The following is a 22,639-nucleotide window of genomic DNA, read 5'->3' on the forward strand; positions in this document are numbered from 1 at the left end:
GTTTCCGATTTTCAAAGGTAACAATTTTTTCCTTATTTTTGTTCATCTATCAAATTTCGAATCCGAATGAACAAAAGCCTCGAACAGTACATGCCCGACGGGAGCAAACTCCCCTATCGTTTCATGAAATACAGGATCCACAAAATCCTGCTCGTCTGTTGCAGTTACGACGGCTACATCCTCGAGGAGGACGGACACATCGAATCCCAGATCAACCAGGAGTACATCGACCTCAACATGTCGAACCCGCCGTCGCTGACGCGCGTCAGCTCCACGGCCGAGGCCCTCGAAGCCCTGCGCGAGGACGACTCCTACGACTTCATCCTCACGATGTACAACGTCGGGGAGCCCGACGTCTTCCAGTTCGCCAAGATCGTCAAGGAGCGACACCCCAACACCCCCGTGGCGCTGCTCACCTCCTTCTCGAAGGACATCTACCGCCGCATCGAGGAGCAGGACCATTCGGGTCTCGACTACATCTTCTCCTGGCACGGAAACACGGACCTGATCATCGGTATCATCAAGCTCATCGAGGACAAGATGAACGCCGACGAGGACATCCTCGAAGGCGGCGTGCAGGCCATCCTTCTGGTCGAGGACTCGATCCGCTTCTACTCGACCTACCTGCCCGAGCTCTACAAGCTGATCCTGCTCCAAAACACCGAGTTCCTCAAAGACGCCTTCAACGAGCAGCAGCAGGTCCTCCGCAAACGCGCCCGGCCCAAGATCCTCCTCGCCCGCTGCTACGACGAGGCTGCCGAGCTCTACGACCGATACCGCAAGAACCTTCTCGGCGTGATCTCCGACGTGGGCTTCGTCCTCCACCGCGACGACCCCTCGGAAAGCGAGAAACTCGACGCCGGAATCGACCTCTGCCGACGGATCAAGGAGGACAACCCCCTGATGCCCGTGCTGCTGCAATCCTCCCAGACCTCCTTCGAGGAGCAGGCCCGCGCTCTCGGCGCCGGATTCATCGCCAAGAACTCCAAGACGCTCCTCTCCCAGTTGAGCGAATACATCGCCAAGGAGTTCGCGTTCGGAGACTTCGTCTTCGAGGACCCCGAAACCGGAGCCGAGATCGGACGCGCCAAGGACCTCACGCAGATGCAGCAGATGATCGCCTCGATCCCCGACGACGCCTTCGAGTTCCACACCTCCCAGAACCACCTCTCCAAGTGGTTGTACTCCCGCGGCCTCTTCCCGCTGGCAGCCTCGATCCGCCAGTACAACAAGAGCCACTTCACGTCGGTCGAGGAGCACCGCCGCGTGCTCGTGAACCTCATCCGCGACTACCGCACGCTCCTCGGACAGGGCGTCGTCGCGCGCTTCGACCCCGAGACCTACTCCGACGCCGTGGCCTTCGCCCGCATCGGCGAGGGTTCGCTCGGCGGAAAGGCCCGCGGCCTGGCCTTCATGAACTCCATGCTCATGAAGCACCGCCAGTACGACAAGCACGAAAACGTCCGCATCATGATCCCCCGTTCGGTGGTCATCGCCACCGAGTACTTCGACGAGTTCATCCGCCGCAACGGCCTGGAATACATCATCTCGCAGGACTTCTCCGACGAGGAGGTCCTCTCGGAGTTCGTCTCCTCGACCGTCCCGCAGCGCCTCCAACAGGAGCTCAAAGCCTACATCCGCACCGTCCGCACACCGCTCGCCGTGCGCTCCTCCTCCAAGCTCGAAGACTCCCACTACCAGCCCTTCGCCGGGATCTACTCCACCTACATGATCCCCTACGCCGACAACGAGGACCAGATGCTGCGCCTGCTGCTGCGCGCCGTCAAGAGCGTCTACGCCTCGGTCTACTTCGCCGCGTCGAGGGCCTACATCACCACCTCGCAGAACCTCATCTCCGAGGAGAAGATGGCCGTCATCATCCAGGAGGTCTGCGGCACGGAGCAGAACGGACTCTGGTTCCCGACCTGCTCGGGCGTCGCACGCTCGATCAACTACTACCCCATCGGCGACGAACACGCCTCCGACGGCGTCTGCAACGTCGCCATGGGCCTCGGGAAACTCGTCGTCGACGGCGGCCGCACCCTCCGCTTCTCGCCCCGATATCCGCAGAAGGTCCTCCAAACCTCCACGCCGGAGCTCGCGTTGAGCGAGACCCAGACCGAAGTCCTCGCCCTCAGCATGCGCCCCGAGGAGTTCCGCACCTCGATCGACGACGCCGTGAACCTCCACCGGTTGAGCCTGCGCGAAATCGACGGATACCGCAACGCCCGCTTCGTCTGCTCGGTCTGGGACCGCGAGAACGAACGCATCTCCGACAGCCCGTTCGACCGCGGACGCCGGGTTATCACGTTCAACAATATCTTGAAATACAACACATTCCCTCTGGCCGAAATCATCTCGGACATCCTCCGCATGGGCGCCGAGGAGATGCGCTGTCCCGTGGAGGTGGAGTTCGCCGTCAACATGGACGTCGCACCCGGCCAGCAGCAGATCTTCAACCTGCTGCAAATCCGCCCCATCATCGACAATCAGGACAACCGCGCCATCGACTGGTCGGCCGAAAACCCCGACCGGGCTCTGATCTATGGTGAACAGGCCCTCGGAATCGGCATGATGGCCGATCTGGCCGACATCATCTACGTCAAGGACGACGCCTTCGACTCGCTCTCCACCGAAAAGATCGCCGCCGAACTCCTCACGCTGAACAACCGCATGCACGACGAAGGAAGGTCGTACATCCTCGTGGGACCCGGACGCTGGGGCTCCTCCGATCCGTTCCTCGGCGTGCCCGTCAAGTGGAACCACATCTCCGAGGCGAAGGTCATCGTCGAGTGCGGCATCGAGAAGTTCGAGGTCGAACCCTCGCAGGGAACCCACTTCTTCCAGAACGTCACCTCGCTCGGCGTCGGGTATCTGACCATCAGCCCCTTCCGCGGCGACGGCATCTTCCGCGCCGACCGTCTCGACGCCATGCCCGCCCTCTACGACGGGACCTATCTGCGGCAGGTGCGCTTCGACCGCCCGCTCTGGGTCTGCGTCGACGGCCGTTCCAACAAGGGAATGATCCGCGAAAATGACGAAGAATGAAAAATTTTCCGAATTTTTCCAAAAAAGATTACAATCTATAATAAATATTGCTATATTTGTAACAGAAGAACACAAAACCTTAAAACTTCAATCCTATGAACGTCAACAAAATCATGACGGACCTCGAACGCAAGCACCCCGGCGAAAGCGAATACCTGCAAGCCGTACGCGAGGTTCTGATGACCGTGGAGGGCGCCTACAACCAGCATCCGGAATTCGAAGCCAACCGCATCGCGGAACGCATCGTCGAGCCCGACCGGATCTTTACGTTCAAAGTCGTATGGGTCGACGACAAAGGCGAAGTACAAACCAATATCGGATACCGCGTACAGTTCAACAACGCCATCGGCCCCTACAAGGGCGGTCTGCGTTTCCACCCCTCGGTCAACCTCTCGATCCTCAAATTCCTCGGATTCGAGCAGATCTTCAAGAACGCCCTCACCACGCTCCCCATGGGCGGCGCAAAGGGCGGTTCGGACTTCAATCCCAAAGGCAAGTCGGACCGTGAGGTCATGCGCTTCTGCCAGGCCTTCATGACCGAACTCTGGCGCCACATCGGCCCCGAAACCGACGTCCCCGCCGGCGACATCGGCGTCGGAGGCCGCGAAATCGGATACCTCTACGGCATGTACCGCAAACTCGCACAGGAGAATACCGGCGTGCTGACCGGAAAGGGCATGACCTACGGCGGTTCGCTGATCCGCCCCGAAGCCACCGGTTTCGGCGCCGTCTATTTCCTGCGCCAGATGCTCGAAAAGGCCGGCATGGACATCAAGGGTCAGACGATCGCCATTTCGGGCTTCGGAAACGTCGCCTGGGGCGCCGCTACCAAAGCCACGGAACTCGGAGCCAAAGTCGTAACGATCTCGGGACCCGACGGATACGTCTATGACGAGGAGGGTCTCAACGCCGAAAAGATCGCCTACATGCTCGAACTGCGCGCGTCGAACAACGACGTCGTGGAACCCTACGTGGAGAAGTTCCCCAACGCGAAGTTCTTTGCGGGCCGCAAGCCGTGGGAGGTCAAGGTCGACATCGCCATGCCGTGCGCCACGCAGAACGAGCTGGACGGCGAGGATGCCAAGAAGCTGCTGGCCAACGGCGTGAAGGTCGTGGCCGAGGTTTCGAACATGGGCTGCCGCCCGGAGGCCATCGACGCCTTCATCGCCGCGAAGATCCCCTACGGACCGGGCAAGGCCGTGAACGCCGGCGGCGTGGCCACCTCGGGACTGGAAATGACCCAGAACGCACAGAAACTCAACTGGACGGCCGAAGAGGTCGATGCCAAACTGCATCAGATCATGTCGTCGATCCACCACGCCTGCCTGGAATACGGCACCGAGAACGACGGATACATCAACTACATGAAGGGCGCCAACATCGCCGGCTTCATGAAGGTCGCCAAGTCGATGGTCGAGCAGGGCATCCTGTAAACCGGCTGCCGACCGACACATACGAAGAGGGCCGCCCCAATGGGGCGGCCCTCTTTATATTTGCAAACTTGTTTCAAGAAAACATCTACATTATTTAAGAGTAAAAGTTCCTTTGGTGGTATAAGACACCCCAGAAGCTGTGGCTATATCTTTGAGTTGATAACTGCCGGAATTAGGTGTATCAAAAGTTAAATCCAACATGATAATCCAGCTACGGCCAGTAAGAGATTGTCTATCATTACTGCTCAATCGCGCCGTATTATCTCCAGTTAACTGATAAGTATAAGTTGCCGAAGAATAAGACGGTGAGATGGTCGGCTGACTTGTCTGGGCCCATTGTCCAGTCGAAGAACTCAATGCCCGAAAAAAGCCATGTCCAAGTGGAGACATTGAGCTCAATATAATTTCATCTCCTGCAGCCAGAGATGTAGGAATGCCCGAAGCTTTATCATTCTTCGAACAAGAAATGAACACAAAGCCTGCTAACAGACTTACAACCAGAATGCAAAGATTTTTTTTCATACGAATATTACAATTAATTGTTGCTATTACAAAATCTCCTCAATAGCACTACCCTGCCATGCGATTTTCGAAGATTGACCATCCGAAAGCATGAGCGAAAATTCAACGACAAATTTATTCTCTTCCAATCTTGATACATAGAGTTGACCTTTTGAAATCGTTACGTTTTCAGGACTGTCACCACTTAAATACAGATCAACAGAATCAGGAAAATAGTAAATAGAGATCTTCTGCCCACGTTTCGACGAGATCAATAAAGATAACGTAGGCACCAACTCATCATAGTCACCAAGAGATCTTGCGAGATCGATATTTTTTCCAATCAAAGATTCCGATATATCAATCATTACATAAACATTTGGATCGAATTCCTCGCTCGAGTTCTCAGATTCTTTATACAATATCAGAGAAAAATGCGGCTCATAAATAGTATTTCTTGGATAATCATAATACATAGCCATCGCAACCGAGCCACTTTGCCCATTGACTTCCATTTCATTTCTGGAATGTTCTTCCACATGATCATTTTTGGAACAAGCGGCAATGATAAATACTACAGAAGGGAAAAACAATAAATAAAAGAATTGCCTCATAATTCAACACCTTCAAGAATAAAACCGTAAAATTCCTTTAGATGACAGGGCCACACCAATGAATAGCCGCCGTCTGTCCATCCGAAAGATCTGTCGTCATTTCAATGACAAACCAATTTCCATTACGATCGATACGAAGGGTTCCTCTTACAACCGTAGAAAGTCCATCGATCGAATTTAAAACACTAATTCGATTATCATGATAGAGCAGAATAAGTTGTTGAAGATCCCTTTTGAATCGGATAAAAATAGACATTTGCTGTTGTGGATTCGCCTCCTGATCAAGAGGTTGAGTTAGATCAATCGTTTTTCCGAAAAAAGACTCCGGTATCTGAATATGACTTTCAATATCGGAATAATCCGGTCGGCTTACATACATTTGATCGTAAAAATAAAGATTCCAGATCGGATCACATCCATTCTCTGCATCTTCGAGCGATGTAAAAACACAACGTATTGGTGCGCTCAGATCACTAATGGACATTTCACCCAAAACAGGTTCCTGATTTTCCTCTTCAGGCATCAGCCCTCCTGAATCATCGTCCTTTGAACAAGAGGTCGCGGCAAAAGTCAAGGCAAATGCCGTCGTCAAAAAAAGAATCCATACCTTCATAACAAAAATTTAAAGGGTTAAAAGTTTGTATTTGTCATAAGACATAAAAAAACGTGGACAATCTACATGATCCACTGATGAGGTCTTGGCGTACCCGGAAGAGAAGATATGCAAATCTGCCCACGCCGTATAAAACAGCGCGAGCATCAACCTTGCCACTTTCTCTTCCTAAAAACCGCCAAGTTTCATCAGTAAGAAAGTAAAGCCGATGCGCTTTTTACGTCGTATGTCGCAACCCTCACAGATTGCTTTGTAAAGATACGGATTTTCAGGGATTCCGCAAAATTTTTTCTCCCCAAAGCCCCGAAGCACCCCTTCGGGCCCTCGGCTCCGGCACGAAAAAAGCCGGCACCCCGTCGGGTACCGGCTTTTCGAATTGGGATCGGCAACCGCCTACAAGCGCGCCTTGATCGCTTTCGTAGCCTCCTCGTAGCCCGGCTTTTCCAGCAGGGCGAACATATTCTTCTTGTAGGCCTCCACGCCCGGCTGGTCGAACGGATTCACGCCCAGCAGGTAACCGCTGATGCCGCACGCCTTCTCGAAGAAGTAGAGCAGCGAGCCGATCACCTCGGCCGAAATCTCCGGAATCTCCACCCGCAGGTTGGGAACCCCGCCGTCCACGTGTGCCAGCTGTACGCCCAGCTCCGCCATGCGGTTCACCTCCGAAACCCGTTTCCCGGCCAGGTAGTTCAGACCGTCGAGGTTTTCCGAATCGGCTTCGATAACCACCTTCGAGGCAGGTTTGGCCACCGAGATGATCGTCTCGAACAGGGTCCGCTCGCCCTCCTGGATGTACTGGCCCATCGAGTGCAGGTCCGCCGTCAGCGTCACGCTCGCCGGGAAGATGCCCTTGCCCTGCTTGCCCTCGCTCTCGCCGTAGAGCTGCTTCCACCACTCGTTGATGTATTGCAGCTTCGGCTCGTAGGAGCCCAGGATCTCGATCTTCTTGCCCGAAGCGTAGAGCAGGTTCCGCGTAACGGCATAGATCGCCGACGGGTTCTCCGCGAAGGGAACCTCCTCCGAAGTGGCTTTCTCCATCTCCTGTGCTCCGCGGACCAGCGCCGCAACATCCACACCGGCCACCGCCAGCGGAAGCAGGCCAACGGGTGTCAGCACCGAGAAGCGTCCGCCCACATCGTCCGGAATCACGAACGTCGGGTAGCCCTCCTGCGTCGCCAGCGTCTTCAACGCCCCGCGCGCCTTGTCCGTCACGGCCACGATCCGCTCCGCGGCCTCCTTCTTGCCGTAGCGCCGCTCGATCTCGGCCTTGATCAGGCGGAATGCGATGGCCGGCTCGGTCGTCGTGCCCGACTTCGAGATCACGATCGCCGCGATCGAGTGCTCCTTCACGGCGTCGAGCAGCTCGGCCGTATAATCCTCCGAGATGTTCTGCCCGGCGAAGAGCACCGTCGGGTTCTTCCGCTCCCTGTGCAGCAGCTGGAACGGATCGCTCATCGCTTCCAGAACCGCCTTCGCTCCCAGGTACGACCCTCCGATACCGATGCAGATCACCACATCGGCCTTCGCACGCAGATTCGAGGCCACACGCCCGATCTCCGCAAGGTCGGACTCCGTGATCGACGACGGGAGGTGAACCCATCCCAGGAAATCATTCCCCGCACCCTTGCCCGAGTGCAACAGCGAATTGGCGGCCTGCGCCTTCGACTCCATCTCGGCCGTGATCGAAACACCGGCCTTCGAGATGTCCACTTTTACGTTTTTCATATCGTGTCAAATTAGTTTGGTTGTCAGTTCCTGCATCAGTTTGCGTGCCGAGCCCTTCTCGTAGAGCACCCGGTAGACCATCTCCGCGATCGGCATATCCACCTGATGGCGGAAGTTGATATGGCGGATGCAGTCCGCCGCAAAGTACCCCTCGGCCACCATCGTCATCTCGTTCAGCGCGCTCTTCACCGTGCAGCCGTGGCCGATCAGAAGCCCCAGACGCCGGTTCCGGCTGTACGTCGAGTAGCACGTCACGAGCAGGTCGCCCAAATAGGCCGAAACCAGCGTGTCGCGCCGGTCGGGATAGCTCTCTTCCAGAAAGCGCGCCATTTCGCCCACCGAGTTGGCGATCAGCACCGCCAGGAAGTTGTCCCCGTAGCCCAGTCCGACGGCCATGCCCACCGCAAGGGCGTAGATGTTTTTCAGGATAGCCGCATATTCGATGCCATAGAGGTCGGTCGAGTAGCTCAACCGGATGTTCGGACCCGCAAAGCGGCTCCCGATCAGATGCGCGTTCTCCGGATCGGTGCAGACCACCGTCAGGTAGGAGAGCTTCCCGCGCGAAACCTCCTCGGCGTGCGAGGGGCCCGTGAAGAGGCCGATCTGGCGGTATGAGAGTCCGTAGCGGTCGTGGATGTACTCCACGACGGTCTGGTAGTCTCCCGGGACGATGCCCTTGATGGCCGAAACCACGAACTTGTCTTTCAGCGAAACGGTCAGCGGTGCGAGAAAATCCTTCAAATAGGCCGACGGCGTCGCCAGGATCACGATGTCCGCATCGCGGACCACGGTATCCAGATCGTCCGACGGCGCGATGACCGAGGTGTCGAACTCCAAATCGCTCAAATAACGCGGATTGCGGCCTTCGCTGCGCAGCGATTCCAGAACCTCCGGATTGCGGACGTACCATCCCACCTGCCGGCCGTTGCCCGCAAGCAGCCCCACCAGAGCCGTCGCCCAGCTGCCATAACCGATCACCGCACAGCGGGCGTCGGTTCCGATCTTATATTCCATGCAGAATCTTCGTTTATATCATACAAATGTATAAAAAAATGGGAATATTGCGCTTCTTCCGCCGCACAAAAACACGCTTCCCGACCCAACGGAGCGGGCCGCACAGGCCCGCCGAGCCCCGAAATGGACGGTCGCTGAAAAAAATACGCCCGGAAACGCTCCATTTTCCGGGGCTTTTTGTTACCTTTGTCCGGATATGTCGGCTTTCGGAAGAACGGACCTCCCGATTTCTGACGATCCCGTTGATCATGTTGACAATAACGATTTTTACAAAATAGTGTTGGGTGTAGCTTTATGGGAATCTTTTCTTTGACACAGGAGTTGGCCATCGACCTCGGTACGGCCAATACGCTGATAATCTATAACGGGAAGGTCGTCGTCGACGAACCGTCGATCGTCGCCCTCGACGTCCACACCGGAAAACTCGTCGCAATCGGACAACAGGCCCGCCAGATGCACGAGAAGACAAACCCGAACATCAAGACCATCCGCCCTCTCAAAGACGGCGTCATCGCCGACTTCAACGCCACGGAACTCATGCTCCGCGGCATGATCAAGAAGGTCAAGACCTCCGGAAGCCTCTTCGCACCGTCGCTGCGCATGGTCATCTGCATCCCCTCCGGATCCACCAACGTCGAGATCCGCGCCGTGCGCGACTCGGCCGAGCACGCCGGAGGCCGCGAGGTCTACATGATCTATGAACCCATGGCCGCAGCCCTCGGAGCCGGCCTCGATGTCGAAGCCCCCGAAGGAAACATGGTCATCGACATCGGCGGCGGAACCTCCGAAATCGCCTGCATCTCGCTCGGCGGAATCGTCTGCTCCGAGTCGATCAACACCGCCGGCGACGTCTTCACCAACGACATCCAGAGCTACGTCCGCCAGCAGCACAACATCCGCATCGGTGAACGGACGGCCGAAGCCATCAAATGCTCGATCGGCGCCGCCGTCTCCGACCTCGAACAGGAGCCCGAAGACTTCGTCGTCACGGGCCCCAACATGCTCACGGCCCTGCCCCAGACCGTTTCGCTCTCGTACAGCGAAATCGCCTACGCCCTCGAAAAGTCGCTCTCGAAGATCGACGCCGCACTGATGAAGGTCCTCGAATCGATGCCCCCCGAGCTCTACGCCGACATCGTCAAGAACGGAATCTACCTCGCCGGCGGCGGCGCCCTCATCAAGGGCCTCGACCGCAGACTCAACGAAAAGACCGGAATCCCGTTCCACATCGCCGAAGACCCCCTGCGCGCCATCGCCCGCGGAACCGGCATCGCCCTGAAAAACATCAACCGTTTCTCGTTCCTGATGAAATAGGGAGCGGCCGGACCGTCACGGCGGAACAGGATTCAATACTCGGATTGCGGGCCTCGGTCCGCAATCTTGAATTATAAGACCGTTAGATTCGTTTTTAACCGGAAACCATTGTGCGCAAGCTGATCGCCTTCATACGCAGTGTCTACGTCGCCGTGCTGTTCGTCATCCTCGAAGTGCTGGCCGTCAGTTACTACGCCCATTCGTCCAGCTACACGCAGGCCCGCCTGCTCGCCCGGTCGAACCAGGTCATCGGCGGCGTGCACGGATTCTTCGCCGGCGTGCGCCGCTACCTCTTCCTCGGACGCGAAAACCGGGATCTCGCACAGCGCGTCGCTCTGCTCGAAGAACAACTCGCCCAATACCGCGAGGCCGAAACCGCCGAACGGCTCGACAGCTACGTCCGCAACCTCGGAGAGTCCAGATATCGCTTCACCACCGCCGTCGTCGTCGGAAACACCCTCAACCGGGCGCAGAACCTCCTGACTCTCAACCGGGGACTCCTGAACGGCGTCGAGGAAGAGATGGCCGTGCTCGCGCCCGACGGCGCGCTGGTCGGATACGTCGTCGCATGCACGGACCGCTACTCCGTGGCCATGTCCGTGCTCAACACCTCGTTCCGAACCAGCGGCAGAATCGCCGACAGCGAATACTCCGGATCCATCTACTGGGACGGCACCGACCCGAATACCGTCATCCTCGGAGAACTCTCGAAATACGCCGAACCGCAACCCGGACAGGAGGTCGTGACGGCCGGATTCTCCCGGTACTTCCCCGCCGACGTCCTCATCGGATGGGTCGAAAGCGCCCAACTCAACGAAACCAAAACGGCATACACCGTCCGCGTGCGGCTCGCCGCCGAAATGTCCCGCCTCAACGAGGTCATCCTCGTCGCCGACCGCGACCGCTACGAGATCCGGAAACTCCAAGAGAGCGAACAGGTCGAACAACATACCCGTGTGAACTGACATGCCCCGAATCTTCCCATATCTCGGCCTCTTCGTCTCGGCCGTTCTGTTGCAGATATTCCTGTTCGACAACCTCTCGATCAGCGTCTATCTCAATCCCCTCGTTTACATCGTATTCATCGCGATGATCCCGCTCGACGCACGCCCCGTCACCCTGCTCGGCGCCGGGCTCCTGCTGGGCGTGACCATGGATTTCGCCATGGGGGCCGCCGGCATCAATACCATCGCCACGCTCCCGATCGCCTTCTTCCGGACCTATCTGGCCGGAATGGCCTGCGGTCGCGAAAACGTCCGCGAAGGCGGTATCCCCTCTCCCGAACGGCTCGGACACCGGAAATTCGTGGAGTACCTTCTCCTGTTGACGATCCTCCACCATACGGTCTTCTTCCTGCTCGAAGCCCTCTCCTGGGGACACATCTTCCACACGGTGCTGCGCATCGCCGTCTCCACCGTCGTCTCCACGGCCTTCATCTGGATCATCGCACGCATCTTCACCGCAAAACTCCCCGGACGAATATGAGCGACTCCGAAAGCTTCCGCCGAATGAGAACCCTGCAATTCATCGTGATCCTCATTTTCGCGGTGATCATGGCCCGGCTCGCCTACATCCAGCTCTTCGACAAACGATACGCCGAACTGGCCGAAGCCAACGTCCTGCGGCACGTCGTGCAATACCCTCCGCGCGGCGAGGTCTTCGACCGAAACGGCGAATACCTCGTCCAGAGCCGCGAGTGCTACGACCTGATGGTCATCTACCGCGAAATCGACAAACGCGGATTCGACACCGCACGCCTCTGCGAGGTTGCCGGAATCTCCCGCACGAAACTCGACCGCGAACTGGCCAACGCCCGGGTCCGGCCCCGCGCTCCGCGTCTGATCACCAGCTACATCCCCAAAGAGGACAAACTCCGCTTCGACGAGGGCAATTTCCGCGGTTTCTACACCGTCTACCGCACCGTGCGGCAGTATCCCCGCAAGATCGGAGGCAACCTGCTGGGCTACGTCAGCGAGGTCAACGACACCTACCTGAAACGACATCCCGAATACAAGGTCGGCGACTACGTCGGCATGAGCGGCGTCGAATCGGCCTACGAACCCGAACTCCGCGGCACAAAGGGCGTCAAGATCCAGGAGATCGACACCCACGGCGCCATCAAGGGCTCCTACATGGACGGCCGTTACGACTCCGTGCCCGAACCCGGGCGCTATCTGGTCAGCACGATCGACGCCCGGCTGCAACTCCTCGGCGAGGAGCTCATGCGCGGAAAGGTCGGAGCCGCCGTCGCCATCGAACCCGCCACGGGCGAGATCCTCATGATGGTCTCCTCGCCCTCGTACGACCCCGACGAACTCGTCGGTCGCGAGCGCGGAAACAACTACATGCGGATGCTCTACAACAAGCGCAAACCGCTCTTCAACCGTGCCGTCAAGGCCAAGTACCCGCCCGGATCGACCTTCAAGCTCGTGCAGGGACTCATCGGATTGCAGGAGGGCGTCCTGCGCCCCTCGGACCTCCACGTCTGCCACAACGGCTATCAGGCCGGACGGCTCAAAATGGCCTGCCACGCCCACGCCTCGCCCCTCGATCTGCGCTTTGCCGTGGCAACCTCCTGCAACGCCTACTTCTGCTACGTCTTCCGCGACATCCTCGACAACCCGAAATACGAAAACGTCAAGGAGGGTTTCGACGTCTGGAAAGAGTATGTCGAGAGCTTCGGATTCGGCCGCAAACTCGGCTCCGACTTCCTCGACGAGGGAAACGGATACGTCCCAAACCGCGCCTACTACGACCGCCAGTACCGCGGCTCGTGGAATTCCCTCACGGTGCTCTCGCTCTCGATCGGGCAGGATGCCCTCGGGTGCACCCCCCTCCAACTCGCCAACCTCGCCTGCATCATCGCAAACCGCGGGTACTACTACATCCCGCACATCGTCAAGCGGGTCGAAGGGCAGGATTCGCTCGACCGCCGCTTCTACGAACGGCACTACACGAAGGTCGACCCCCGGCACTTCGAGCCCATCGTCGAGGGCATGTGGCGCGGCGTGAACGTCGGCGGGACCTCCACGATGGCCCGCCTCGAAGGCTGGGACGTCTGCGGAAAGACCGGTACGGCCGAAAACCCCCGCGGCCGCGACCATTCGACGTTCCTCTCCTTCGCCCCGAAGGACAACCCGCGGATCGCCATCTCGGTCTATGTCGAGAACGGCGGATTCGGAGCCTCCGCGGCCCTGCCCATCGCCAGCCTTCTCGAAGAGTACTACCTCACGGACACGATCCGGCGTCCCGCCCTGCTGGAATACGTCAAGAACATGCAAATCCACTACCCCGTCTATGACAAGTAACCGGCTCAACGGCATATTCGACGGCGTCGACCGCGGAACCGTCCTCCTCTACGTCCTCCTCGTACTGGCCGGATTCGTCTCCATCGTCTCGGCCTCCTACGACGACTCCATCAGCGGGACCTTCTCCTTCGCGCACTTCTACATGAAGCAGCTCGTCTGGATCGGATTCGCCTGGATCACCGCCCTCATCGTGCTGCTGCTCGACGACCGATTCTACCACATGTTCGCCTACCCGGCCTATTTCGCCGGCCTCGGACTCCTCGTCGCCGCCCTGCTCTTCGGACGCGAGGTCAACGGAGCAAAGGCCTGGTTCGAATTCGGGTCCGTGCGCGTGCAGCCCGTGGAGTTCGCCAAGATCGCAACGGCACTCGCACTGGCCCGCGTCATGAGCGGGTACTCCTTCTCGATCAACCGCGCCGGAAACCTCGCCAAAGTCGCCGTCGTAATCTGCGTCCCGCTGCTGATCATCGTCCTGCAAAACGACACCGGATCGGGAATCGTCCTCGGATCGTTCCTCTTCGTCCTCTACCGCGAGGGGCTCAACAAGTGGCTCTGCATCCCCGTGCTGCTGATCGCCGCCCTGTTCATCGTCTCGTTCCTGCTCTCGCCCATGACCCTGCTCGTAACGGTCATCCTGGTCTGCGTACTCTCCGAGGCCATGATGAACGGACTCTGGAAATCGAGGATCGTCTTCCTGGCCGGCATCGCCCTGGGCAGCATTCTCCTCTGCACGGCCGCCGCAATCATCGCCCCCGGGAAGCTCGACCTGTACCACAGCCTGCTGATCGTCAGCCTCCTCGCGGTGGTCTGGGCCGCCGCATACGCATACCGCTCCAATCTGCGCAACATCTTCATCCTCATCTGGTTCTTCGCCGGATCGATGATCTTCCTCCCCACGACCGACTATATCTTCAACTCGATCCTCAAGGAACACCAGCAGAACCGCATCAAAAGTTACCTCGGGCTGCTCGACGACCCCCGCAACCTCGATTACAACGTCAATCAGGCCAAAATCGCCATCGGTTCCGGCGGATTCGCCGGAAAGGGCTTCCTGCAAGGAACCCAGATCAAATACGGATTCGTCCCCGAAAAACACACCGACTTCATCTTCTGCACCGTCGGCGAAGAGTGGGGATTCCTCGGCACAACCTTCGTGCTGACGCTCCTCTGCCTGCTGATCCTGCGGCTCATGCGCATGGGCGAACGGCAGGAGGAGCCCTTCGGGCGCATCTACTGCTACTGCGTGGCCTCGATCCTGCTGTTCCACGTCCTCGTGAACGTCGGCATGACCATCGGTCTGATGCCCGTCATGGGAATCCCCCTGCCCTTCATGAGCTACGGAGGTTCGTCGCTCATCGCATTCACCATCCTGCTCTTCATCGCCGTGCGCCTCGATGCCTCCACCCGACAGTTTTCACTGAACAAATTTTCCTGACAACATGATACACTACAATCCCAAAGGTCTGACCGCCAAAGAGGTCGAAAAAAGCCGCGCCGAACACGGCAACAACATCATCACACCCCCCAAGGACGACTCCGCCTGGAAACTCCTCCTCGAAAAGTTCCAGGACCCGATCATCCGCATCCTCCTGCTCGCAGCCGTGCTCTCGCTCGCCATCGGATTCGTACACCGCGACTTCACCGAGTCGATCGGAATCATCTGCGCCATCATCCTCGCCACATGCGTCGGTTTCTGGTTCGAATGGGACGCCCAGCGCCGGTTCCGACGCCTGAATCAGGTCAACGACGACATCCCCGTGAAGGTCATGCGCGAGGGCTCGATCCGCGAGATCCCCCGCCGCGACGTCGTCGTCGGCGATGTCGTCTACATCGAGGGCGGCGAAACCGTCCCCGCGGACGGCGAACTCGTCGAGGCCGTCTCGCTGAAAATCAACGAATCGACCCTCACCGGAGAGCCCGAAGTCGACAAAACCGTCGACGAGGCGCACTTCGACCCCGAGGCCACCTATCCGTCGAACGCCGCCATGCGCGGCACGACCGTCGCCGACGGATACGGCGTGATGGTCACGACGGCCGTCGGCGACGCCACCGAGGCCGGACGCGTCACCGAGCAGTCCACCGTCCAGAGCGACGAGCAGACCCCGCTCGACCGGCAGCTGACCCGGCTCTCGAAACTCATCGGACGCATCGGAATCATCCTCTCGGTGCTGATCTTCTGCGTCATGCTCGGAAAGGCCATCCTCGTCGGCGGGCTTCTCGAAAAGGACTGGCTCACGATCTCGCAGCAGATCCTCAACATCTTCATGGTCTCGGTGGCCATCATCGTCATGGCCGTACCCGAGGGACTCCCCATGTCGATCACCCTCTCGCTGGCCATGTCCATGCGGCGGATGCTCAAAACCAACAACCTCGTGCGCAAGATGCACGCCTGCGAGACCATGGGCGCCGTGACGGTCATCTGCACCGACAAGACCGGAACCCTCACCCAGAACCGCATGCACGTCCAGGAGCTCGTCCGCTACGACGCGCTCCCCGACCGCGAATTCGCCGAGGTCGTCGCGCTGAACTCCACGGCGTTCCTCGACGCCGAGGGCCGCATCATCGGCAACCCCACGGAAGGCGCCCTGCTCGAATGGATGCGCCGCGGCGGGAACGACTACGAAGCGCTGCGCGCCGGAGCGAAGATCGTCGACCGCCTGACCTTCTCCACCGAGCGCAAATACATGGCCACGATCATCGAAAGCGGACTCTCGGGACACCGCATCCTCTGCGTGAAGGGAGCTCCGGAGATCGTGCGCGGGATGTGCGCCCCCGACGGACTCGATGAGCGGATCGCCGCGGAGCTTGCCGGATTCCAGAACCGCGCCATGCGCACGCTGGCCGTGGCCTGGGCCGAAACCGACGCCGCAGAGTGCACGGAGGCCGTCCGCCGCGGCGGACTGCATTTCGCAGCCGTGGCCGCCATCTCGGATCCCGTGCGCGAAGACGTCCCGGCGGCCGTGGGACGCTGTCTCGAAGCCGGCATCGCCGTGAAGATCGTCACCGGGGACACCCCGGCCACGGCCCGCGAAATCGCCCGCCAGATCGGGCTCTGGAACGATGCCGCCGACGGCGAACGCAACCACATCACCGGAGCCGACTTCGCCGCCATGAGCGATGAGGAGCTGCTGGACCGCGTACAGGAGCTGAAAATCATGTCCCGTGCCCGCCCGCTGGACAAACAGCGGCTCGTCCGGCTGTTGCAGCAGCGCGGCGAGGTCGTCGCCGTAACGGGCGACGGAACCAACGACGCCCCGGCCCTCAACTTCGCCAACGTCGGGCTCTCGATGGGCTCCGGGACCTCCGTGGCCAAAGATGCCTCGGACATCACCCTGCTGGACGACTCCTTCGCCTCGATCGCCACGGCCGTCATGTGGGGACGCTCGCTCTACCGCAACATCCAGCGCTTCGTCCTCTTCCAGCTCACGATCAACTTCGTGGCGATCCTCATCTGCTTCATCGGCGCGCTGTTCGGCACCGAAATGCCCCTCACCGTCGTCCAGATCCTCTGGGTCAACATCATCATGGACACCTTCGCCGCCATGGCCATGGCCTCGCTGCCGCCCAGCCCCGAGGTCATGAAGGACAAACCCCGCGCCCGCGACGAATTCATCATCTCCCGCGGCATGGCCCGCACGATCTTCACCTGCGGAATCGTCATGGTCGTCGTCCTGTTAGGCATGCTCTTCGGGTGGACGCTCCGCGACGGAGGACTCTCGGTCCGGCAGCTGACCCTCTTCTTCTCGACGTTCGTGTTCCTCCAATTCTGGAACATGTTCAACGCCAAGGGGTTCGAAACCCGACATTCGGTCTTCACCTGTCTGAAAGGCTGCCGCGAGTTCTTCCTGATCCTCGCCGCCATCGGCATCGGGCAGTTCCTCATCGTCGAATTCGGAGGTTCCGTATTCCGCACCGAGCCGCTCTCCTGGAAAGAGTGGGTCGAAATCATCGGACTCACCTCCCTGCTGGCCATCGGCGGCGAAGCCGTCCGGGCCCTCCGCCGGAGATAATCCGAAGAAGCGGCGGGGCGCAGGAAAGAGACAATCCGAGCCCGGAAGAACCGCAAAAGCCGATACGGTCCCAACAAAAAGAGCGGCAGTCTGTATCAGACTGCCGCTCTTTTGTCCGCCGGCCCCGCTCCGCAACCTCAAAGGAAGGGCGTCATGGTCTCCGCACCGCGCGAAGAGGATGAAACCGGGTCCGCCGTCACATAGGCCGGAATCTCCGACCAGGAGTAGTCCGAAACGAGATCCTTTTCCAGCGAACGAAGACGCAGCTCCTGCTCCGTGCGAAGTTCCACCACATAGGAGTCTTTCCACGCCTTGCCGTCCGAATAGATTCCCGAAAGCAGCAGCCCGGCATCCGTGACCTCGGACAGCGCATAGGTCCCGGTATAACGGCGATACCCGTACGTCGCGAGGTCTCCTACCTGTTGGTACAGGACAAACGTCTGATCCTCTTCGAGCCGCAGGTAGACATACCCGGAAATCGCCGTACTCCCATCCCAGGAGACCAGTTTCCAACCATTCTCCACGTTCACCGCCAGGTCGGGATTCTCTCCGCCGGACTTCTTCGAGCAGGCAAAAAGCGTCGATACGACGAACAAAGCGGTAAAAAATCGCAAAATCATCTTCATGAATATCGTAATGCGGCAAAAGCCATTTCCGCAAATATAGAAATCGAATCGACAACTCCCAAAAAACTCCGGCAAATTTTCTCACTTCGGAGCAATCGCCCCGCCGTGGCACAAAATGTGTACCTTCCCGGCTTGCCGAGATCCACCCCGGCATGAAACCGTCATGAAACGTCGTCTGATTCTGATCCTCCTGTTGTCCGTCGTTGCGGCCGCCATCCTCGTCTGGCTCTACGGAGTAGCCTCCGACCCGGCGTCCGGGAGACGCAGGTCGTCCTGGGACGACATCATCGCCGATCTCGATGCCTGCGCCCGCCGCAAGCACATCCGCGCCCTGCAATACGAACATTTCGCAGACATCGCCATCTCCGAACAACGGCAGGAGGCCGAACGCCTCTTCCGCGCACTGGCCTTCTCCGAACGGCTTCAAGAGCAGAACTGCGTGAAGGCCATCCAGCGGCTCGGCGGAAGCTACACCACCCCGCAGCAGATCCATCTGTTCGGAGGATCGACCGACGGCAATCTCGAACGCAGCATCGGAGTCGAACGGCGCAGCTTCGAAAAGCGCAACGGCGCGGAGATCCGGCGCGCGCTGGACCGCGGCAACCGCTACGCAGCCCGCATCCTGATCTGGGCCTCGGCGACGGATCTGCGGAATATCTTCCTGATGGAGTGCCGGAACAGCGTCGACGACCAGTCGTTCGCCGTATGTCCCGTCTGCGGGAACATATACGCCTCGAAGTACCTCGACCGCTATTGTCCGCACTGTCTCACCGCGGGAGAGCAGTTCATCCGCTTCGAATGACCGTCCCGCCCCACGGCCTTCCGCCTCCACAAAAAAAACAGAGTCCGGAGCATCCGGACTCTCCAACGGACAGGGCCCGGATGCTCCGGACGTCTCCGTCCCTCGCCTCCCGCGCCCTGCAAACCTGCCGGCCGACGCCGGCTCCGACACGGAACTACTCCTCGTCGGGCTCCTTCATCGTGTGGTAAACGTTCACCACGTCGTCGTCCTCTTCGAGCTTCTCCACCAGTTTCTCCACCGACTCGCGGCCTTCGGCATCGAGCTCCTTCGTATCGGTCGGGATGCGGACCGATTCGCCCGAAACGATCTCGAAACCTTTGTCATCGAGCCACTTCTGGATGGCGCCGAACGACTCATAGGGGGCATAAACCGTGATGCCGTCCTCCTCGGGGTAGAACTCATCGACGCCCAGGTCGATCATTTCGAGTTCCAGTTCCTCGGGATCGGCACCCTCCGACGCCCGGAACTTGAAGACGCACTTGTGGTCGAACAGGAAGCCCACCGAGCCGCTGTTGCCCAGCGTTCCGCCGCACTTGTTGAAGTGCATGCGCACGTTGGCCACCGTGCGGTTCGTGTTGTCCGTGGCGGTCTCCACCAGGAAGGCGATGCCGTGAGGGCCGTATCCTTCGTAGATCACCTCCTTGTAATCGGCCGAATCCTTCTCCGTGGCGCGCTTGATGGCCCGTTCGATGTTCTCCTTGGGCATGTTCTCGGCCTTGGCGTTCTGGATCAGAATGCGCAGGCGCGTATTGCCCGAAGGATCGGCGCCTCCGGCCTTCACGGCGATTTCGATCTCCTTACCCAGTTTGGTGAAGGTCCGGGCCATGTGCCCCCAACGCTTCAATTTCCGCGCTTTGCGGTATTCAAAGGCTCTTCCCATAGATTATGAATTTTTCGGATTTTTTCGTTCAGACTGCAAAGGTATAAAATTCACAAGAAAAAAACGGATTTCATACCCGAAAATATTCGGGATGTTTCGGCTCGAAACCGCAGAATTGTGCCGATATTTCCCTATTTTTGCAACGGGATTTCCCCGAAACGGGACGACTGCCGCCCTCCGATGCGGCACAGATCCCCCGAATACAAGAACCGAAAGTGCATAAAGCTATGGAAATCAAAAGCCGTTTCGACCATTTCAACATCAACGTAACCGACCTCCAGCGCAGCCTGGAATTCTACGACAAGGCCCTCGGACTCAAAGAAATCAACCGAAAAAAGGCTGCCGACGGTTCCTACGAACTCGTCTTCGTCGGCGACGGCGTGTCGCCCTTCAAACTCGAACTCACCTGGCTCCGCGACCACGCCGCATCCCCCTACGAACTGGGCGAAAACGAAAGCCATCTCTGCATGCGCGTCGCCGGAAACTACGACGAAGTGCGCGAGTATCACCGTGCAATGGGCTGCGTCTGCTTCGAAAACCACGACATGGGACTCTACTTCATCAACGACCCCGACGACTACTGGATCGAAATCCTCCCGCTCGAAAAATAGCCCGGACATGAAGAACGATCTGAAAGAGAAAAAGGAGAGCGCCCTCCAACAGGAGGTCGAGAAGGCCGTGCGCACCCTCCGCGACGGCGGCATCATTCTCTACCCAACCGATACGGTCTGGGGGCTGGGGTGCGACGCAACCAATGCCGGGGCCGTCGACCGCATCTACCGCCTCAAACGCAGCGAAAACAAAAAGTCGATGCTCGTCCTGTGTGCTTCGGCCGACATGGTCGTGCGCTACGTCAACAAGGCCCCCGGCATCGCCTTCGAAGTCATGGAGCTCGCCACATCGCCCCTGACGGCCATCCTCCCCGGAGCCGGCGGTCTCGCCCCCAACCTCATTCCCGACGAGGGGACGCTCGGCGTGCGGATCCCCGACCACGAATTCTGCCAGCGCATGCTCCGGGCATTCAGAAAACCCATCGTCTCAACCTCGGCCAACATCTCCGGAGAGGCTACCCCCGTCGGGTTGCAGGACGTCTCCCGCGAGATCATCGACGGCGTGGACTTCGTCGTCAATCCCCGTTTCGAAGGCCGCCCCACCCGCAAGGCGTCGTCGATCATCGCATTCGGCGAAGGCGGCGAGGTCAAAATCATCCGCGAGTAAGATGGCACGCACGCTTACGACCTCCATTCAGAAGCGGTTCTCCGACATCGACCCCTTCCAGCACGTGAACAACGTCTCGCAGCAGATGTACTTCGACGTGGGGAAAATGGAGTATTACGAAAAGATCCTCGGAGCGGATGCCCTGCTGGGCGACCTGCGCATCGTGACCGTCTCGACCTCCACCTCCTACCTGGGGCAGGTCCGCATGACCGACCCGGTACGCATCACGACCACCTGCGAGCGGATCGGGACCAAGAGTCTCACGCTCTTCCAGCAGATGCTCGTCGGGGAAGAGGTCCGCAGCGAGAGCCGATCCGTCATGGTCGTCTTCGACTTCCCGAATCAGTGCAGCCGCCCCGTCCCCGACGAGTGGCGCCGCCGGCTGCTGGCCGAATAGTGCGGCAGGCGGCCGTCGCTCCGCAGACGCGGCAACCCGTAGCGCGACGGCAGCTCCGGCCATGCGGCGGGGGCGGGAGAAGCGGCGGCAACGGAAGCCGCCGGGGCAACGGAAGCGGAAGAGCCTGCCGGGGCGGCCGATGATGCCGGCGATGCGGAGGCCGCCCGTCTGCGGAGGATTCGGTGCAGGCCGTGCCGCAGGCTGTACCGATAGCCCACGGCCACGAGAATCACCCCCGTGAAGATGAAGCCTGCGGCCGTGAGATTCACCCGGTTGAAGTGCGCCTGGCCTCGCGTGACGGCCAGCAACCCGGCGATCACCGGCTGGATGTAGCGGTAGAGCGCCGTATGCACCGAGGTGAGTTTCTCCGTCCCCCGGTAGAGCAGGTACATCGGCAGTACGGTCCCCAGGATCAGGATGTAGGCCAGTTCGGCCTGTGCCGACAGCGGGAGCCGCAAAAAAGCCGTATGGTCGATGTATTTCCAGAAGAACGGCGCCGTCACCGCCAGTCCGATGATGTAGTACCACCCCATCACCACCAGCGTTCCGAGACGTTCGAGCTGCGGCTTGATCAGCACCGTGTTCGCGGCAATGGCCACCACGGCCAGCAGCACGAAGAGATTCCCTTCCGCACGGCTGCCGTGCGTGAGGTCGAACCCCTCGTTGAAGAGCAGAATTCCCGCCCCGATCAGCGCACACAGAATCCCGACGAGGCGTCCCGGCAGGTAGCGGTGCGGATGAAGCAGATGGTCGAGCATCAGCGTGAAGGCCGGGCCGAGCGTCGCAATGACCGAGGCGTCGATCGGCGTCGTATAGGAGGACCCCCACAGCAGCAGGTACATCCAGCCGTAGATCACCAGCAGCGAAACCGGCACGATCTGCCCCGCATCCCGCCAGCCGATGCGCCAGAAACCGCGCGTAAAGAGCGCAAAGGGAATGAAAAACAGCGCCGCGGAAAGCACCTGCAACATGAAGATCTGCTGGAAATCCAGATAGTTGCGCGTCAGCGAGACATAAAACGAAAAGTTCGCCCCGAAAAAGAGGTTGGCGAAGATCAGATCCAGGTGATAGCGCGTTTTTTCCACAAACGGGTCTCCCGGCAATTATCGCACCGAATTTTTTCCATATATTTGCCG

At 59.2% G+C, this 22,639-nt stretch carries 20 protein-coding genes; 12 read left to right on the forward strand and 8 right to left on the reverse strand.

Going from position 1 to position 22,639, the window contains the following annotated elements; all coding sequences use genetic code 11:
* Positions 1-66 precede the first annotated feature (66 nt).
* Together B5G16_RS08190 and gdhA are read left to right on the forward strand one after the other, a co-directional pair.
* Positions 67-3,048, forward strand: coding sequence for a PEP/pyruvate-binding domain-containing protein (locus tag B5G16_RS08190; RefSeq protein ID WP_087263128.1), 2,982 nt, complete (start codon positions 67-69; stop codon positions 3,046-3,048).
* A gap of 95 nt (positions 3,049-3,143) precedes the next feature.
* Positions 3,144-4,481 carry an NADP-specific glutamate dehydrogenase gene (gene gdhA, locus B5G16_RS08195; protein WP_087263130.1) on the forward strand — a complete coding sequence of 446 codons (1,338 nt, stop codon included), beginning with the start codon at positions 3,144-3,146 and terminating at the stop codon, positions 4,479-4,481.
* A gap of 90 nt (positions 4,482-4,571) precedes the next feature.
* On the opposite strand, the gene B5G16_RS12565 is transcribed toward gdhA, so the two are convergent.
* From B5G16_RS12565 to B5G16_RS08215, 5 genes are all read right to left on the reverse strand, one after another.
* Entirely contained in the window at positions 4,572-5,003 is a 432-nt protein-coding gene (locus B5G16_RS12565; RefSeq protein WP_143260849.1) for a hypothetical protein, read from the reverse strand.
* Positions 5,004-5,029: 26 nt separating this feature from the next.
* Entirely contained in the window at positions 5,030-5,596 is a 567-nt protein-coding gene (locus tag B5G16_RS08200) for a hypothetical protein (RefSeq protein ID WP_143260850.1), read from the reverse strand.
* Between the two features lie 37 nt (positions 5,597-5,633).
* The gene (locus B5G16_RS12570; protein ID WP_143260851.1) at positions 5,634-6,209 is read right to left on the reverse strand and encodes a hypothetical protein; all 576 of its coding nucleotides are present in this window, start codon (positions 6,207-6,209) and stop codon (positions 5,634-5,636) included.
* Positions 6,210-6,602: 393 nt separating this feature from the next.
* A complete protein-coding gene (locus tag B5G16_RS08210) occupies positions 6,603-7,934 on the reverse strand; it encodes a glucose-6-phosphate isomerase (protein WP_087263137.1) in 1,332 nt (443 codons plus the stop codon).
* A 6-nt stretch (positions 7,935-7,940) separates the two neighbouring features.
* Positions 7,941-8,948, reverse strand: a complete 1,008-nt coding sequence (locus B5G16_RS08215; protein WP_087263139.1) for an NAD(P)H-dependent glycerol-3-phosphate dehydrogenase — start codon at positions 8,946-8,948, stop codon at positions 7,941-7,943.
* 294 nt (positions 8,949-9,242) lie between these two features.
* Between B5G16_RS08215 and B5G16_RS08220 the strand changes: the two genes are divergently transcribed.
* The 6 genes from B5G16_RS08220 (at position 9,243) to B5G16_RS08245 (ending at position 17,580) form a co-directional block, all read left to right on the forward strand.
* Positions 9,243-10,262 (forward strand): rod shape-determining protein, encoded by a 1,020-nt coding sequence (locus B5G16_RS08220; RefSeq protein WP_087263141.1) that lies wholly within the window; start codon positions 9,243-9,245, stop codon positions 10,260-10,262.
* A 110-nt stretch (positions 10,263-10,372) separates the two neighbouring features.
* Positions 10,373-11,227, forward strand: a complete 855-nt coding sequence (gene mreC / locus B5G16_RS08225; protein ID WP_087263143.1) for a rod shape-determining protein MreC — start codon at positions 10,373-10,375, stop codon at positions 11,225-11,227.
* A gap of 1 nt (position 11,228) precedes the next feature.
* The gene (locus tag B5G16_RS08230; RefSeq protein ID WP_087263145.1) at positions 11,229-11,747 is read left to right on the forward strand and encodes a rod shape-determining protein MreD; all 519 of its coding nucleotides are present in this window, start codon (positions 11,229-11,231) and stop codon (positions 11,745-11,747) included.
* Positions 11,744-13,570: a peptidoglycan D,D-transpeptidase FtsI family protein gene (locus tag B5G16_RS08235; protein ID WP_087263146.1), complete on the forward strand. Its 1,827-nt coding sequence runs from the start codon at positions 11,744-11,746 to the stop codon at positions 13,568-13,570. The genes B5G16_RS08230 and B5G16_RS08235 overlap by 4 nt, the downstream gene beginning before the upstream one ends.
* Positions 13,560-15,005: a rod shape-determining protein RodA gene (gene rodA, locus B5G16_RS08240; protein WP_087263148.1), complete on the forward strand. Its 1,446-nt coding sequence runs from the start codon at positions 13,560-13,562 to the stop codon at positions 15,003-15,005. The genes B5G16_RS08235 and rodA overlap by 11 nt, the downstream gene beginning before the upstream one ends.
* Positions 15,006-15,009: 4 nt before the next feature.
* A complete protein-coding gene (locus B5G16_RS08245; protein ID WP_087263150.1) occupies positions 15,010-17,580 on the forward strand; it encodes a calcium-translocating P-type ATPase, PMCA-type in 2,571 nt (856 codons plus the stop codon).
* 137 nt (positions 17,581-17,717) lie between these two features.
* On the opposite strand, the gene B5G16_RS08250 is transcribed toward B5G16_RS08245, so the two are convergent.
* Complete coding sequence (locus B5G16_RS08250; protein ID WP_087263152.1) at positions 17,718-18,206, reverse strand: hypothetical protein; 489 nt, start codon at positions 18,204-18,206, stop codon at positions 17,718-17,720.
* Between the two features lie 163 nt (positions 18,207-18,369).
* Here B5G16_RS08250 and B5G16_RS08255 point away from each other — a divergent pair, with 163 nt between their 5' ends.
* The gene (locus B5G16_RS08255; RefSeq protein WP_087263154.1) at positions 18,370-19,008 is read left to right on the forward strand and encodes a rubrerythrin family protein; all 639 of its coding nucleotides are present in this window, start codon (positions 18,370-18,372) and stop codon (positions 19,006-19,008) included.
* 154 nt (positions 19,009-19,162) lie between these two features.
* On the opposite strand, the gene B5G16_RS08260 is transcribed toward B5G16_RS08255, so the two are convergent.
* Positions 19,163-19,888, reverse strand: coding sequence for a YebC/PmpR family DNA-binding transcriptional regulator (locus B5G16_RS08260; RefSeq protein ID WP_087263156.1), 726 nt, complete (start codon positions 19,886-19,888; stop codon positions 19,163-19,165).
* A 227-nt stretch (positions 19,889-20,115) separates the two neighbouring features.
* On the opposite strand from B5G16_RS08260, the gene B5G16_RS08265 reads away from it, so the two are divergent.
* From B5G16_RS08265 to B5G16_RS08275, 3 genes are read left to right on the forward strand one after another with little or no spacing between them, the layout of a single operon-like run.
* Positions 20,116-20,499, forward strand: a complete 384-nt coding sequence (locus B5G16_RS08265) for a VOC family protein (protein WP_087263158.1) — start codon at positions 20,116-20,118, stop codon at positions 20,497-20,499.
* 7 nt (positions 20,500-20,506) lie between these two features.
* Positions 20,507-21,106 (forward strand): L-threonylcarbamoyladenylate synthase, encoded by a 600-nt coding sequence (locus B5G16_RS08270; RefSeq protein ID WP_087263160.1) that lies wholly within the window; start codon positions 20,507-20,509, stop codon positions 21,104-21,106.
* Between the two features lies 1 nt (position 21,107).
* Positions 21,108-21,503: an acyl-CoA thioesterase gene (locus B5G16_RS08275; protein WP_087263162.1), complete on the forward strand. Its 396-nt coding sequence runs from the start codon at positions 21,108-21,110 to the stop codon at positions 21,501-21,503.
* On the opposite strand, the gene B5G16_RS08280 is transcribed toward B5G16_RS08275, so the two are convergent.
* A complete protein-coding gene (locus tag B5G16_RS08280) occupies positions 21,449-22,588 on the reverse strand; it encodes a DMT family transporter (RefSeq protein ID WP_239406039.1) in 1,140 nt (379 codons plus the stop codon). The genes B5G16_RS08275 and B5G16_RS08280 overlap by 55 nt on opposite strands.
* Positions 22,589-22,639: the final 51 nt, after the last annotated feature.

The organism is Alistipes sp. An66 (assembly GCF_002161445.1).
In the GTDB taxonomy this organism is placed as follows: domain Bacteria; phylum Bacteroidota; class Bacteroidia; order Bacteroidales; family Rikenellaceae; genus Alistipes; species Alistipes cottocaccae.